The sequence below is a fragment of the uncultured Pseudoflavonifractor sp. genome (genome assembly GCF_944387275.1).
GTDB lineage: Bacteria > Bacillota > Clostridia > Oscillospirales > Oscillospiraceae > Pseudoflavonifractor > Pseudoflavonifractor intestinihominis.
The window spans coordinates 1-14,018 of sequence record NZ_CALXEG010000034.1 but is presented as its reverse complement, the minus strand read 5'-3'; the positions used below and the strand labels follow the sequence as shown (position 1 = coordinate 14,018).

At 59.7% G+C, this 14,018-nt stretch carries 12 protein-coding genes and 2 tRNA genes; 4 read left to right on the top strand and 10 right to left on the bottom strand.

Features of this window, described 5'->3' with window-relative positions; translation table 11 throughout:
- Positions 1-99: 99 nt before the first annotated feature.
- The 9 genes from Q0K23_RS09320 to Q0K23_RS09280 all read right to left on the bottom strand — a co-directional run bounded on the left by Q0K23_RS09320 (position 100) and on the right by Q0K23_RS09280 (position 10,933).
- Entirely contained in the window at positions 100-2,703 is a 2,604-nt protein-coding gene (locus Q0K23_RS09320) for an S-layer homology domain-containing protein (RefSeq protein ID WP_294521150.1), read from the bottom strand.
- Between the two features lie 159 nt (positions 2,704-2,862).
- Entirely contained in the window at positions 2,863-3,540 is a 678-nt protein-coding gene (locus Q0K23_RS09315; RefSeq protein WP_294521148.1) for a response regulator transcription factor, read from the bottom strand.
- Between the two features lie 20 nt (positions 3,541-3,560).
- Positions 3,561-6,047, bottom strand: coding sequence for an ABC transporter permease (locus Q0K23_RS09310; protein WP_294521146.1), 2,487 nt, complete (start codon positions 6,045-6,047; stop codon positions 3,561-3,563).
- Positions 6,031-6,723, bottom strand: coding sequence for an ABC transporter ATP-binding protein (locus tag Q0K23_RS09305; RefSeq protein WP_294521144.1), 693 nt, complete (start codon positions 6,721-6,723; stop codon positions 6,031-6,033). Before Q0K23_RS09305 ends, Q0K23_RS09310 begins: the two co-directional genes overlap by 17 nt.
- Positions 6,724-7,002: 279 nt before the next feature.
- Positions 7,003-7,078 (bottom strand) — tRNA-Ala (locus tag Q0K23_RS09300).
- Positions 7,079-7,570: 492 nt separating this feature from the next.
- A complete protein-coding gene (locus Q0K23_RS09295) occupies positions 7,571-8,554 on the bottom strand; it encodes an NADH:flavin oxidoreductase (RefSeq protein ID WP_294521142.1) in 984 nt (327 codons plus the stop codon).
- A 225-nt stretch (positions 8,555-8,779) separates the two neighbouring features.
- Complete coding sequence (locus tag Q0K23_RS09290; protein WP_294521141.1) at positions 8,780-9,214, bottom strand: MATE family efflux transporter; 435 nt, start codon at positions 9,212-9,214, stop codon at positions 8,780-8,782.
- A gap of 8 nt (positions 9,215-9,222) precedes the next feature.
- Positions 9,223-9,987, bottom strand: coding sequence for an MATE family efflux transporter (locus Q0K23_RS09285; protein WP_294521139.1), 765 nt, complete (start codon positions 9,985-9,987; stop codon positions 9,223-9,225).
- A gap of 157 nt (positions 9,988-10,144) precedes the next feature.
- Positions 10,145-10,933 (bottom strand): MerR family DNA-binding transcriptional regulator, encoded by a 789-nt coding sequence (locus Q0K23_RS09280; protein WP_294521137.1) that lies wholly within the window; start codon positions 10,931-10,933, stop codon positions 10,145-10,147.
- Between the two features lie 103 nt (positions 10,934-11,036).
- Between Q0K23_RS09280 and Q0K23_RS09275 the strand changes: the two genes are divergently transcribed.
- Positions 11,037-11,279, top strand: a complete 243-nt coding sequence (locus tag Q0K23_RS09275; protein WP_294521134.1) for a TIGR03905 family TSCPD domain-containing protein — start codon at positions 11,037-11,039, stop codon at positions 11,277-11,279.
- A 174-nt stretch (positions 11,280-11,453) separates the two neighbouring features.
- Here the strand turns inward: Q0K23_RS09275 and Q0K23_RS09270 are convergent.
- Positions 11,454-11,535, bottom strand: a tRNA-Ala gene (locus tag Q0K23_RS09270).
- A 243-nt stretch (positions 11,536-11,778) separates the two neighbouring features.
- On the opposite strand from Q0K23_RS09270, the gene Q0K23_RS09265 reads away from it, so the two are divergent.
- From Q0K23_RS09265 to Q0K23_RS09255, 3 genes are read left to right on the top strand one after another with little or no spacing between them, the layout of a single operon-like run.
- The gene (locus Q0K23_RS09265; RefSeq protein WP_294521133.1) at positions 11,779-12,336 is read left to right on the top strand and encodes a hypothetical protein; all 558 of its coding nucleotides are present in this window, start codon (positions 11,779-11,781) and stop codon (positions 12,334-12,336) included.
- 53 nt (positions 12,337-12,389) lie between these two features.
- Entirely contained in the window at positions 12,390-13,055 is a 666-nt protein-coding gene (locus Q0K23_RS09260) for a helix-turn-helix domain-containing protein (protein ID WP_294521132.1), read from the top strand.
- Entirely contained in the window at positions 13,025-13,948 is a 924-nt protein-coding gene (locus tag Q0K23_RS09255; RefSeq protein ID WP_367179053.1) for an IS3 family transposase, read from the top strand. Before Q0K23_RS09260 ends, Q0K23_RS09255 begins: the two co-directional genes overlap by 31 nt.
- The last annotated feature ends 70 nt before the right edge of the window (positions 13,949-14,018 follow it).

Here is a 14,018-nt window from a genome sequence, read left to right as displayed (position 1 = left end):
GAATGCAACACGTCTCTTCCCCTTATGCGCCAAAAAGGACTTGAAACCGCAGTTTCAAGTCCTTTTTGTGGAGATCAGCGGGATCAAACCGCTGACTTTTTAAAAGCAATTCATGAAGATCTGGGCTATTTCCGCACGGGCGGCCTCGCCGGTGGGGTCCAGAATCCCGTTGCCTTTGCCGTTGACCACGCCTTTGGCCAGGGCCCAGAGCATCGCCTCCGCAGCCCAGCCGGATACCTGGTCACCGTCACGGAATCCGTTCAGTGTGCCCCGGCTGTCCAGGTCGTACCCTTTATAGGCAGCGTAGCGATACAGGATGGAAACCACCTGCTCCCGGGTGACGGCGTCCTCCGACCCGAAGGTCTTGTCGCCATAGCCTTTGACGATGCCGTTGGCAGCGGCCCAGGCCACCGCCCGACTGTACCAACAGTCCGCAGGCACATCCGCAAAGCCGTTGTCGCCGGTGATCTGGGTCTCATCCTCCAGCCGGTAGAGCATGGTGACGAGCATGGCCCGGCTGGTCGTCCCGTCAGGGGCGAGCACGCCGCCGCCCATGCCGTTTATCAGGCCCCGGTCCACACAGTAGTGGAGGGCATCGTGGTACCATGCGTTGACATCCGCATCCTTGTACGCATACAGGGGACATGCTTCGTTTCGCTGACAGTCGGCGGGGTTGATCAGGGCAAAGAACCCTTCCACAGTGACTTCGCCGGCCGGCATGACGAAAATGCAGCTGCCGTCCTCCTGCTCCGTCACATCCACCAACTGGCCGTCACCGTCGGTGACCGTCACGCTGATCAGCTCATATCCCTCTTCCGGCTCCGCCGTCACTGTCACGCTGGTGCCTTCCTGAGCGTTGGCGGGGTCGGTCTTCAGACTGCCGTTGTCGCCGGGTGTCACAAGGATATCATGACCGGTCTCGGCGCTTCCGCGGATGGGCTCCAGCCCGGCAGTGGAGGCGGCCACCTCATCATAGGCGTCCACATCCAGCATGGTGACCACCGCCTGGAGGGGTGTGGTCAGGACCACCTGCTCCCAGGTACCTGTGCCGTTCTCGCCGGGCGTATAGACGTCATAGAGATAGAGCACGTTGGGGATGGTGTACACTACCACCTTGTCTCCGCTGCCCGCCTGGTTGTTGTAAGAGATAGCGGTCTCCTTGTCGGAGGAGTAGCCGTAGTCATAGCTGGCCGTGGCCACCAGGGAATGCTCAAATTCCACGGCGGGGCCGAGCTCCACTTTGGCGCTGGCATAGGCACCAAAGGAGGCAGAGGCCGAGGCGCCGCCGGTGGTGCTGGAGCCGCTGCTCTCCCCGTAGGAGGTGCCGCCGTTGCCGATGTAGCCGTAGACCTCCTCCAGGTCGGAGAAGTAGGGGCTGGCCTGAAGCACCGCAAAGACCTCGGGGTCGGTGTAGACGATGCCCTTCTCCACAAACTTCATTATCACCGAGTCGTTGCCCACGTCGGGCAGATCCAGGCTCACGAAAGTGCCGTACTGGTCGTTGCGGGCGTTGGACTTGGCCATGATGCCCTCGAAGAGGACGTGGTAGCCCGCCTTGGCGTTGTCCTCGCTGGCGTTCTCATTCCGCCAGACGGCGCCCAGGTCCATATAGTAGTAGTCGTCGCTGGTGTTGATCTCGCTCTTGCGGTGGACGCCGGTGACAAAGAGGAACGTCTCCCGCCAGTTCTTGCTGCCGGGGTCGGAGTCCACGGTGCCCACCACCACGTCGCCGATCCAGGGCTGTTCCTTGTCCTTGTTGTTGTTGTCGTCCACCTGGGTCATGCAGAAGTCAAAGGCGAAGAGCTCCGAGCCGAAGCCGGTCTCCAGGCTGAAGTCCATGACCTGGGTGCCGAAGAGCACCTGGTCGCTGACGCTCTGCACCTTGGCGCCGTCCAGGTCGCCGCAGGCCACGGCCATGGGGGCCAGGGTGGGGTACACCCGCACGCCGTTGCCGCCGTTCTCCTGGCCCTCCAGATTGAAGACTTGGGAGATGGAAGTGGTGTGGCCCCCCAGAGACTGGGCGCGGTAGCCGGACTGGATATACTGCCCGGTGGTGTAGTCGTAGTAGACGTAGTAATAGGCGCCCTGGCTGTACCCAGCGGAGGCCTCATTCCTGGTGATCACCGAACTGCCGGCGCTCCAGCCTCCGATGATCAGGGTGGTGGCGGAGACCGACTCGTTGTCGATTGTGGCAAACTCGCCGAAGGCGCAGCCGGCGGAAATCATGCCGCTGCCCGCCCCGTCGTTGAGGGCCACGTTGTCCATGCCGCCCACGGGGCTCAGGCCGCCGTCCTCCTCACAGGCCAGCAGGCTGAAGTGGGCCACGCTGTCGGCGTCGTTGTTGTTGGCCGGGGCGGAGGAGACCACCGCCAGCTCGTCCTTCAGATTCCGGTCAATGTCCCCCATGGCGATGGTGACCACCAGGTGCTTGACGATCTCCTCTTTCCAGTTGTTGTCGCTGTTATAGTCGATCTTGCTGTAGCTGCCGGTATAGCCCGCGGCCACGGCGATCTCCTGAGAGGGCGTCTCCTGCCAGGTGCCGCTGCCCGTGGCGTAGAACACGTCCACCAGTGCATACCGCCTGCCGTCCGCATCTCTGTAGCGTCCGGTGTACACCGCCAGATCGTCCAGGCCGTCGCCGTTCAGGTCGCCCGCCTCGATCTCGAAATAGGCGTCCAGCTCCTGGACATAGCGGCGGGTCATGTAGGCCAGGCTGTACCTGCACGGCCAGACAGACCGCTAGGAACAGGGTGACCGCCCAGGGCATGAAATGCGGCTCCAAAGAAAAGGCGGCAATCAGCAGTCCCAGCCCGCTTAGAGCCAGGATGGCCCACAGGAGTGCCGCCCGCAGTCGGTATCGTCTCATAGCATCTCCCCAAAGGTGTAGCCTAAGTCGAACACTGTGACGATATAACGGGGATTGTGGGGGTCTGGCTCCAGCTTCTGCCGCAGACGGCGGATGTGGACGCTGAGGGTGTTTTCATCCACAAAGCTGCCCTCCACATCCCAAATCTGTTCCAGCAGCATGGTCCGGGTGAGCACCCGGCCACGGCTGCGGACCAGCCGCTCCAGCAACTTCCACTCGGTGGCGGTGAGACGGATGGGCTCCCCCTGCCGCCTCACTGTCTGCCGTTCCAGGTCAATCTCCAGCTCCTGGTCGCGGACAATCTGCGCGGTTCCTCTGGTCCGACGCAGCACAGCCAGCACCCGCTGGCGCAGCACCTCCGGAGCAAAGGGCTTGGTCACATAGTCGTCGCCGCCCATCCGGAACCCCCGGACCACGTCCTCGTCGGCGTCGTTTGCGGTGAGAAAGATGATGGGGGTATCCCGTGTCTGTCGGAAACCGGCACACAGGTCCAGGCCACTGCCGTCGGGCAGGCGGATGTCCAGCAGACACAGGTCAAAGCGGACGGCCTGCCAAAGCTTCTGGGCCTGGGCGGCGCTGTGGACCAGTGCCACAGCATGTCCGTCCTGCTCCAGGGCGGATTTCACCCCCTCCCCCAACAGAACATCATCCTCTACCAACAAAAGCTGGGCCATAGGCACCTCCTAAAAACAGGTCAGCCGGTCTCCCGCAGGCGCTGAATCACCGGCTCCCGGGACGATACCCAATAGGCCAGAGCGGAAATGCAGGGACACAGCACCAACAGAGCCAGCACCAGCCCCGCCACCAGTCTGGGCGGCCACACAAAGGAGAAGGCCAGGACCCCTGTGTCGATGTGTGTGTCGGAAAAGGCGGCCCACAGGATGCCGCAGCCTGCCAGGAACAGGACAGAGGATAAAACGGCGTAGATGCCCCCCTCCCACATGACCACGGCCCGCAGCTGCCGGCGGGTCATGCCCAGGCTCTCCATCATGGACAGCTCCCGGCGGCGGGTCTGCACCGAGGTGGCCATCACATTCACATAGTTCATAAGCCCCATCAGCACCATCAGAATGCACACGCCGTTGCCCATCAGGGCTACGGTCTGCTGGTTGTGGGCGTAGTCGGCCTGAGCCCGGGCGGCGCTGACATACTCCACGTGACCGGGGGCCACAGCCAGAATCTCCTGAATGGCCTGATCCAAAGTCATCAACTGGCCCTCCTTGGCGTTGATGCAGATATACTGGATATCTGCATCCGGATTGATCCGATCCATGCCAGCCTGGCTGACCAGCACCCCCGGCACATGGTCGGTACCGCCCGGAGCAATTTTCAGGGGAATGTTCTCACTTACTACTCCGCCGATGGTAAAGGACTGGACCTGCCCGTCCCGACCGCGAATGGACAGAGTCTGACCAACCATGCCGGAAAGATCCTCCGGCTGGTCCACCATTTCTCTGCTGCTGTCGTAAACCAGCAGGGTATCTCCAGCGGCAAAGGCGTTTAAATCTACCGGCTGCTCCGCAGTCTGATTATACTCCTCCAGGACAGAAAGCTCCAGTGTCACCGCATGTGTGTCCTCAAATTTGCCCGCGCTGGCCTGATATGCTTCCATTCTCTCTTCCACGGCAGCCGGATCGTCTTTACTTGCCCGCCGTGCCCACTGCTTGGCATAGGGCCAAAGAACTTTCGGGTCGCTCTGGATATACAGCCTGGACTCCCGGGTGATCTCTATCTCCTGGATTCCGTCCAGTTGGGCAATGGCCTCCATAGCGGAGTGGTTAAGGGTCTGGGCAAAAATGGAATCCTCCTCCGGGTTGGTCTGCCAGGAGCTGTATATGGTAATGTCATAACCGCTTGTATCATACTCCGGCATGTCCAGGTGGAACACACTGTTTACCGCCAGAATGAGCACCGCCCCCAGGGTGAGAGAGGCAAAGACTCGTACAGCCTGCTTTTTCTGCCGGAACACGTTGTGCAGGGCCATGGAGCGCAGCCCGGTTCTCCGCCCCGTCTTGCCACGGCGTCCCCCCGGCAGCCCGGTGTAGGACAAGGCCTGCATGGGAGAGATTTTTCCCGCCAGACGGGCCGGCTTCCAGCTGCTCAGGGCCACCGTCAGCGCCACAAACAGAATGGTGCCCAAAAAGATAACGGGGTAAAAGTTCACCGTCCGGGGCATGGCGGACATATTGTCGTTGGTCAATGTCTCCAGCACCCGGGGCACCACCTCCAGGCAGAGCAGCATCGCCGCCAGCAGGCCGGGTACCAGACCGGCCAGAGCTGCCAGTATGGCCTTTGCCCGCACCAGGGTGCGCAGCTGCCGGGGGCTGGTCCCCAGGGTCTTCAGCATACCATAAAACCGGATATCATGCTGGACGGAGAGGGACAGAATGTTGCTGACAAACAGGCAGCTGCCCACCAGAATGAGCAGCGCTGTAAATCCCAGCAGGCCAAGGACCTGCTCTAGGGAAACGACGGAGCGCTGGGGCGTGGAAGCCCAGTGCTGCGCGTCTGTGAGTGGAATCTGCTGCAAGGTCTCCCAGGTTCCTTCCTCAGACCAGCATACCCCCAGCTGGCAGCTTTCCCAGCCCCATAACTCCGGATAGAGCTCCCGAGCTCCGGACTCCGAGCGGAGCACCCGGTCCTCCGATGTGTAGTCGGTAAACCAGCCGGTTAGTTGGTAATCCCGGGTCAGGTGGATGGTCATACCCACCTCCGGTTCATCAATGCCCAGCCGTTTGAGGGTATCAATGGACATCATGACCTCCAGCATGTCCTGGGGGTAAGTTCCCACCACGTCGGAGAGCATGGGGAGGATCTGGTGCTCCCAGGCCGCCTCGTCGTAGTACCAGTGCTGTAAGGGAATCTCGAAGCCAAGCGCACCTGGAATCGTCTCCTGACCGATCCATATCCGGATACCTGCTACCTCCACCCCGGGGGTAGACTGAATCTGCTCATACTGCTCCTGGGTCGGGGCGTACAGGAGGGCGTCGGTCACACCGTCCAGCCGGTCCATCATGGTCTGCAAATTGCGGAAGTAGTTGACGCCGATGGTAAAGATGGAGAAGAGCATGACGGTGGAGAGAAAGACGGCCAGGGCTGTGAGCAGATGGCGGCTCAGGTTGGCCCTGATGCTTCGTCCGGCCAGGCGCCAGAAGAGACGGCGGTTATGAATGCGGAACATGGTCCCCCTCCTTCCCCAGGATGCGTCCGTCCTCAATGTGGAGGATGCGGTCGGCCAGCTGGGCCAGTTCCTCGTTGTGGGTGATCATGATGAGGGTCTGCCCAAACTTCCGCACTGAGTTCTGGAGCAGCAGGGCCACCTCCAGTCCGGTTTTGCTGTCCAGGTTTCCGGTGGGCTCATCGGCCAGGATTAGAGCAGGCTTGGTGGCCAGGGCACGGGCGATGGCCACCCGCTGCCGCTGTCCGCCGGAGAGCTGGTCGGGCATGGCATGGCGCTTCTCCTCCAGCCCAAGGGCATGAATGATCCCGTCCAAAAACTCCTTGTCGGGCCGCAGGCCGTCCGCCTCCAGGGTGAAGGTGATATTCTCATACACATTGAGCATGGGGATGAGATTGAAATTCTGAAAGACAAAGCCGATGTTTCTCCGGCGGAAGATGGTGAGCTGCTCGTCATTTAGTTTCCCCAGGTCGTGGCCCCTCACCCACACCTCCCCGGAGGTAGGCTTGTCCAGTCCGCCTACCAGATTCAACAGGGTAGACTTTCCGCTGCCCGAGGTTCCGACAATGGAGACAAATTCCCCCTCCTCCACCGTCAGCGAGACGTGATTCAGCGCGTGGACGGCATTGTCTCCGCCGCCGTAGGTCTTGCACAGATCCTTGGTAACCAGAATCGCCATAGAAGTCCCTCCTCCTTGGTGTTATCAGTAGGATACCACAGACTTCTTACGGTTTGGTGACGGGTGGTAGAATTCTTGACCACCTATACTCTGTTTTGACATGGCTGTCGCTGGATGCTTGCTTTGGACTGCCAGGAGGACAATGGCTGAAAACAGCGCGGCCTCTTCCCCCGGTTCAACAGGAATTCAACACGAGGGACAGGCTGGAGCCGGTACACCGCCCTGTTTGTCCTGAAGCAAAGAAAAAAGACCTGAAATCTTACGATTTCAGGTCTTTTTTGGTGGAGATAAGCGGGATCGAACCGCTGACCTCTTGAATGCCATTCAAGCGCTCTCCCAGCTGAGCTATACCCCCATATTTCTGTCGTCTCGTTACGACTTATTTATTATAGCAGGTCCCCCCTCTGTTGTCAACTGTAATTTTAAAAAAATCCGTTTTTTCTCCCCCCAGTACAGTACACAGCGCCGGGGCCCCGTCTTCTTCCGCAGCTCCGGCGCTGCCTTTTCATCCGTTCCGTCCCTCGTCCGCTTGGCAGGCCAAGGCAGATCAGCAGGCAGAGGTGTGGCCGCAGCTGGTAACGCTTCCCCACAGCCTGGACGGCTATAATGAAATTCACCCGGGCTGCCCCAACTACTGGCGGGCAGATAAAGGGCGGCAGTAAGAAATACTGCCGCCCCTTTTGGGCGCACAGAAGGGAATTTTTTCTGACAGAAACAGAATATCAGCATCCATCCGGCCAACCCATGATGCCTGCCGCAAAACGGTCATACGCCGTGCTGCGAAGAAAATAGACAGATCCATACTGGTGTGGAAGACTATTGGTACAGGCACTGATCGGCAGCCTGCTCAAGTTCCATCAGCCCAGTGGGCATTTTTGAAGATTGCCCGGCCCACTCCGATGAGGTCGGCGCAGTCCTCGCCCAGCAGGGTCTCCGCCTGGTCCAGGGTCGTAACGCCTCCCGTCAGAAGGACAGGGACGCGGACGGCCTGTTTCACAGGAACCGACAGGTCCCGGAAATACCCCGGTTCCCGGTGCCCGGGGCGGACAAAGCCGTTCATGCCGCCGGTGAGGTGAAGAAGATCCACGCCGCTCTTCTCAAAGATACGGCAGGCTTCCACGCAGTCCTCCACGGTGCTGCCTCCGGCCTCATAGTCGCAGCCGCCCAGCCGCAGGCCAATGGGAAAGTCCCCGCCCACGGCCTGCCGGGCCGCCTGGATGACCTCCCGGTGAATCCGGGTGCGGTTTTCCACCGACTGCGGGCCATATTCATCGCTTCTCTGATTGGCCAGCGGGGAGAAAAACTGATTGAGGAGGTAGCCGTGGGCGGAGTGGAGTTCCACGCCGTCAAAGCCGGCTTCCTTTGCCCGAAGGGCTGCCTGGGCAAACCACTCGGTCACCTGCCGGATCTGTTGGCGGGTCATCTCCGCGGGCAGTTCCTTCTGCTGCTTGGGGTGGCAGATCGGGCTGGGCCCCACGGGGGGCTGCCCGGTCATCTCGGACAGCGCTGCTGTTCCCGCGTGGCTGAGCTGGGCAAAGACCCTGACGCCCTCCCGATGGATGCCGTCGGTGAGACGGCGCAGGCTGAGAATCACGTCGTCGGAGGCCAGGGAGGTCTGGCCGGGATGTGCCTTCCCCTGCAGGTGGATATAGCTGTGTTCGGTGATAATCAGACCAATTTTGCTGTACTTTGCCCGTTCCCAGTAATAGCTGCACACCGCATCGGTCACACAGCCGTTTTCGTCCGCCTTGGCGGTGGCCATGGGCGGCATCACCAGACGGTTGGACAGAGTCAGATGGCGGATCGTAATGGGGTCAAATACATGTGCCATAGGATTTCCTCCGTTTAAAGTCTATGTTGGTATAGATACCGGCTTTTCCCGCGATTCCGGTGCTGCGCAGAGGGTTTCTTTTCGATGGATGCTTCTCAATTCCGCCAGGCTGAAGGCCAGGGCCAGCACAAAGGCGCAGGCATCCCCCACCGGACCGGCCCACAAAGCCCCCTCCACGCCGAGAAAGGCCGGCAGAATCAGCAGGGCGGGCAGCAGGAAGATGACCTATCGGGAAAGAGAAATCAGCGTGGCCTGGACAGATTTTCCCATGGCCTGGAAGAAAATCCCCGTACAGAGCTGAAAGCCATTCAAGAGGATCAGCAGCAGGAAAATCTTCAGGCTCTTCACCGCAAACTCCTGATACAGCGCCGATTCCGAGCCGAAAATCCCGATGATCTGTTCCGGAAAAAGCTGAAACATCACCGTGCCCACGGCCATGACAAGGGTCGAACAGCCCGCAGCCAGGAAATAGGTTTTCTTGGCGCGGTCCAGCTTCCCCGCGCCGCAGTTGTATCCGATGATCGGCTGGGAGCCCACGGCAATGCCGATGACGATGCCCGTAATGATCTGATTGACCTTCATGGTGATGCCCAGGGTCGTCATGGGGATCTCGGAACCATATTGGGAGGCGGCGCCGTATTTGACCAGCACATTGTTCATCACTGTAATCACAATGGTGGCTGCCAGCTGCATGCAGAAACTGGAGATGCCAAGGCTGCACATCCTCTGCACAGGCCCCGCCGGGGCTTGAAGCAATCCTTTTTCAGGGTGATGGAGCGGAATCTTCTCAGATACACCAGCGTGATCCCGCAGGAAACCACCTGTCCCAGAACCGTTGCGATGGCGGCGCCTGTAACACCCATTTGGAATACAAAGATAAAGATGGGATCCAGAATCGTATTTAAAATCGCCCCGCTCAACGTGGCGATCATGGCAAAGACCGGGCTTCCGTCGGCGCGCAGGATGGAATTGAAGCCCATACTGAACATATAAAAGGGGAAGCCCAATACAATGATGAAGCCGTATTCCAGGGAATACTGCATAATGGCGTCGGTGGCGCCGAACAGGACACACAGGGGCTTCAGGAAAATCAGAGACAATACGGTCAAAAGAACGCCAACCGCAGCCGTCAGGGTAATGGCATTCCCCACGCCCCGTGCGGCATTCTCTTTTTCCCCCTGTCCCAGGCAGAGGCTGAAATAGGCCGTGGCGCCGTCGCCGATCATGAGTCCCAGAGCCAACGCAATGACCGTCAGGGGCTGTATGACGTTAGTAGCGCCGTTTCCCAGATAGCCCACGCCCCGGCCGATAAAAATTTGATCTACAATGTTATACAGGGTACTGACCACCATGGAAATGATGCTGGGTACGGCAAAGGTCCCCAGCAGTTTTCCCACCGGCGCATACCCCAGAGGATTTGTTTCCGCCTGCATGACTTTTCTCCTTCCGGTTGATTTCGACTCAGCGGGAGAACCCCGCATTTGGAAATCATAAAGGTTCCCATTATGGGAAAGTCAAGGAGAAATTTTCGGAAACCTGAAAAAGGCAGACGGCGGGCGCCGGAAGAGCTCTCCCGGCGCCCGCCTCGTTTCAAATCAGTTCCTGCAGTTCCAGCGCCGGCCCCTTTAAATCAAAATGGGCGGCGGTCAGATTGGTGAGAATTACCTGCTTTGCCTGGGGATGCTCTATAAAGTATTCCGAAAGCAGGGTATCGAGATGCGCCGACGCCTGGGCCGATTCCTGCCGGCAGAAATAGTCCCCCTCGGGCAGCACTTCCAGGTCGGTCATACCGTCCTTTTGCTGGAGGACCTCCAGAAAAATATCGGTATCCAGCTGGTCGCCCTGCCGCCGGGCAATCAGGCCGATGGGAAACGTAAAGGCCGGCAGCAGGCCCATGGATTGTCCCCGGAGAAAAATATCCGCAGAGCGCCGCTTAAACTCCAGTTCTCCGCCGGACGGGGTAAAGGGCATCCGCAGAATCAGCCGTCGGGGCAGATGGCGCCGGTAGCATCCGCTCTTGTTCTGATAGGGCCGGTTTTCTTCGATCCGGCGAAGGGCATCCTCCATCTGCAACATGGTATTGCGGAGGTGGGCCAGTTTCTCCAGTGCCTTCTGCTGCCCATCCTGCAGAAGACGCCGGATGTCCAACGTCTGGTCGGGCTGCCGGTATTGCTCCGCGTCCCGCAGGGGGATGTTCAGCTCCAAGCACATCAGAATCATATCCATCTCCACCAGCTGTTCCAGGGCATAGTACCGGTAGCCCGTCTCCGGGTCGGTATAGGCGGGAATCAGCGCGCCGATCCGTTCATAGTATCGCAGCGATTTGGGGTTTACATTGCGAAGTCTGGCAAAGTCGCTGATGGAAAGATAGCCCTGCACCAAAGATTCCTCCCTGTTTGGCCCTTGACTTTCCCACAATGGGAAGGCTTATTCTTATTATACAGCAAACTGCGGATCATCACCAGACATAGGAGAGAAAATCATGCATTATCAAACAAAAGGCACTTGCGCCAAGGAGATTCATGTAGAAGTGGACCACGGCGTCATCCGTTCGGTGGAATTTGTATTGGGCTGCCCCGGCTTTACCCAGGCCCTCAGCCGCCTTCTGGTGGGCATGCGGGTGGAGGACGCGATTGCACGGCTCAAGGGAATCCAATGCCTGGACAAGGGAACCTCCTGCCCGGATCAGTTGGCCCTGGCGCTGATGCAGATTCAGGAAGCATAGTACCCTGCGCACAAATACCGGCCAAGCAGTCAGCGAAGCAGCGCACGGATATGCGCGGCAGAAGAGCAACGCGCTCTGTCCCGGGACGCTTTTGCACCCTGGAACAGGCAGCTGCCGGTTGACTGTCAAACCACATGAAAAAAGACCTGAAATCTTACGATTTCAGGTCTTTTTTGGTGGAGATAAGCGGGATCGAACCGCTGACCTCTTGAATGCCATTCAAGCGCTCTCCCAAACCCATCGGTTACATACCCCCGTAACCGGGTCTGCGAGATGCGCTTCAATACGCAATACCACCAAAACAAGCCACAGTTTCTTGTTGCTTCTGATTATAAGCTATTTGAAAGTGCATAGCAAGCCCATAATTTTATGGTAAGAACGCCGCCCAACGGGACTATGGGCGGCGTTTTCATATATCCCACCGAGAAAGGAGGAGTGTTCCCCCACAGGCCAGCCATCGGGCTGGCTTTTTCTATTTCACAACGAAGGAGGTTTTTAGGTGGCTGACGATAAAAAGAATATTCCCGACGCGGGGAAGGTAGACGAGTCCCCCAAGCCGGGAAAGGTGGAGCCTGTCAAAGCCGATTCCCCGGTGCAGGATCAGCCCACCCCGGCCAGGGCGGAGGCTCCCGTGACAGAAGATGCGTCCAAGGTGGTAACGCCCCCTGCGGCGGAAAAGCCCGTTGAGGGAAAGACAGCTCCCGACCCTGCGGCGGAGCAACCGGCTCCGGCGGGTAAGGAGGCTCCCAAAGACAAGGACGCTCCTGCTCCGTCTGAGGAGGGTGCGCCGCAGCCGGGCAAGGACGAGAAGCAGACCACGATCCCCGGCATGGGAGATCCCGCCCCCGCTGGAAAGGTGGTGGATTTTACCGCTGCCCGGGATGGGGCGACGAAGGGCAAGCCCCCGGAAAAGGCTGCGGCCCCGGATAAGGGCAAGCAGGCGGATAAAGCGAAGGATGCGGCCAAGCCCCGCAGGGGCCGCCCGGCCAGGGCTGACAAGGCGGCCCCCGACAGGGCCAAGCCGCAACCTCGGGACAAAATGATATGCTCCCAATAAAGTAGACAGTAAAAAAAGGAAGGGGAGCGAAAAAGATGGGGAGACGGATCGAAATGACGGCGGAGGAAAAGGAGGTCCTAATCCTGGAATGCCTGGCGGGACAGCTACGGATGCGGGAGGCCGCACGGCGAGCAGGGGTGGGCCACTCCACGATGCACTTCTGGATCAGCCGCTACCGCTCGGAGGGCCACGCAGCCCTGGCGGAGGACGGGAACCAGTCAAAGCGGAACTACAGCCCGGAAGTACGGCAGAAGGCGGTAGAGGAGTACCTGTCTGGCCAGGGCAGCAGCATGGCCATCGCGGAAAAGTACAAGCTGCGGTCTGGAAATCTTGTATTGGAGTGGGTGAAGGAGTATCTTTGCCATAGAGGACAGCCGAATGAGACAGGAGGCATGGATATGGCGAAGCGGACCTACACCCAGGAGGAGCGGCTGCGGGCGGTAGTGGCCCACCTGGAGCGTGGGCAGAGTATCCCCGAGGTGGCGAAAGCCTATGGGTTGCCGGCCCAGCTGGTGCACAGTTGGGTGAAGAAATACCGGGCGCAGGGATTTGCGGGGCTGGAGGACCGGCGTGGGAAGCGGCTGTCAAAGCAGACGCCCCGGGATAAGGAGGAGGCTCTGCGGATTGAGAACGCCCGGCTGCAGGAGGAAAACGAGCTGCTGAGACTGGAGTTGTACTTGCGAAAAAAATTGGAGACACTGGGGAGGGGGGATGTCTGAGGCAGTTCCGGCAGGAGCGGCAGTATGAAGCCGTCCGGCAGAGTGTGGAGGAAGTCGGCTGCCCTGTGGGGACGGCCTGCCGGGCGCTGGGGATCTCCCGGGCCGGGTACTACCGCTGGCGCTCTGGCAAGCTGGGCCCGCGGGCGGAGGAAAATCTGAGGATCGCCGGCCTGGTGGAGCAGATCCATGCTGGGAGCCCAGACAAGGGTTACCGCCGCATCCGGGATGACCTGGCGCGCTGCCACCAGACGCCCATCAACGACAAGCGGGCGCTGCGCATCTGCCAGGGACTGGGCATCCGCTCCACCATCAAGTATGCCTCCAAGGGCTGCACCAGGAGGAGCCACGCACCACAGCACACAGCGGAGAACCTGCTGGACCGGGACTTCCACGCGGACAGGCCCAACGAGAAATGGATCACTGATGTGACGGAGTTCCGCTATTATGTGGGACCTTCTGTGCGGAAGCTCTACCTGAGCGCCATCCTGGACCTTTGTGACCGGCGGATCGTGGCTTTCGCCCTGCGGGACACCAACGACACCGCCCTGGTCCACGATACCCTGGACCGGGCCATTGCCGCAAATCCCGACGCCCATCCCCTCTTCCACAGCGACCGGGGCTTCCAGTACACCACAAGGATCTTCCATGACAGGCTGGTTGCTGCCGGGATGACTCAGAGTATGTCCCGGGTAGGCAAGTGCATCGACAACGGTCCCATGGAGGGCTTCTGGGGCATTCTCAAGCGGGAACGTTACTACGGCAGGCGCTTTACCAGCCGGGAGGCCCTGGTACAGATGATCTGCGGCTACATCGCTTACTACAACTCCAGCCGCCTCCAGCGCCGCCTGGGTGTCCGCACTCCTCTGGAGGTCCACGCCCTTTATGCCGCCTAAGTACATGAAATCTTAAAATAGAATTTTTTTACTTTTTATTTCCCTGTCTACTTGACGGGGTGCAGTTCAA

Coding starts and splice junctions, on each gene's coding strand:
- Q0K23_RS09320 (WP_294521150.1), bottom strand. CDS start 2,703: ATGACCCGCCGCTATGTCCAGGAGCTGGACGCCTATTTCGAGATCGAG.
- Q0K23_RS09315 (WP_294521148.1), bottom strand. CDS start 3,540: ATGGCCCAGCTTTTGTTGGTAGAGGATGATGTTCTGTTGGGGGAGGGG.
- Q0K23_RS09310 (WP_294521146.1), bottom strand. CDS start 6,047: ATGTTCCGCATTCATAACCGCCGTCTCTTCTGGCGCCTGGCCGGACGA.
- Q0K23_RS09305 (WP_294521144.1), bottom strand. CDS start 6,723: ATGGCGATTCTGGTTACCAAGGATCTGTGCAAGACCTACGGCGGCGGA.
- Q0K23_RS09295 (WP_294521142.1), bottom strand. CDS start 8,554: ATGGCACATGTATTTGACCCCATTACGATCCGCCATCTGACTCTGTCC.
- Q0K23_RS09290 (WP_294521141.1), bottom strand. CDS start 9,214: ATGAACAATGTGCTGGTCAAATACGGCGCCGCCTCCCAATATGGTTCC.
- Q0K23_RS09285 (WP_294521139.1), bottom strand. CDS start 9,987: ATGCAGGCGGAAACAAATCCTCTGGGGTATGCGCCGGTGGGAAAACTG.
- Q0K23_RS09275 (WP_294521134.1), top strand. CDS start 11,037: ATGCATTATCAAACAAAAGGCACTTGCGCCAAGGAGATTCATGTAGAA.
- Q0K23_RS09260 (WP_294521132.1), top strand. CDS start 12,390: ATGACGGCGGAGGAAAAGGAGGTCCTAATCCTGGAATGCCTGGCGGGA.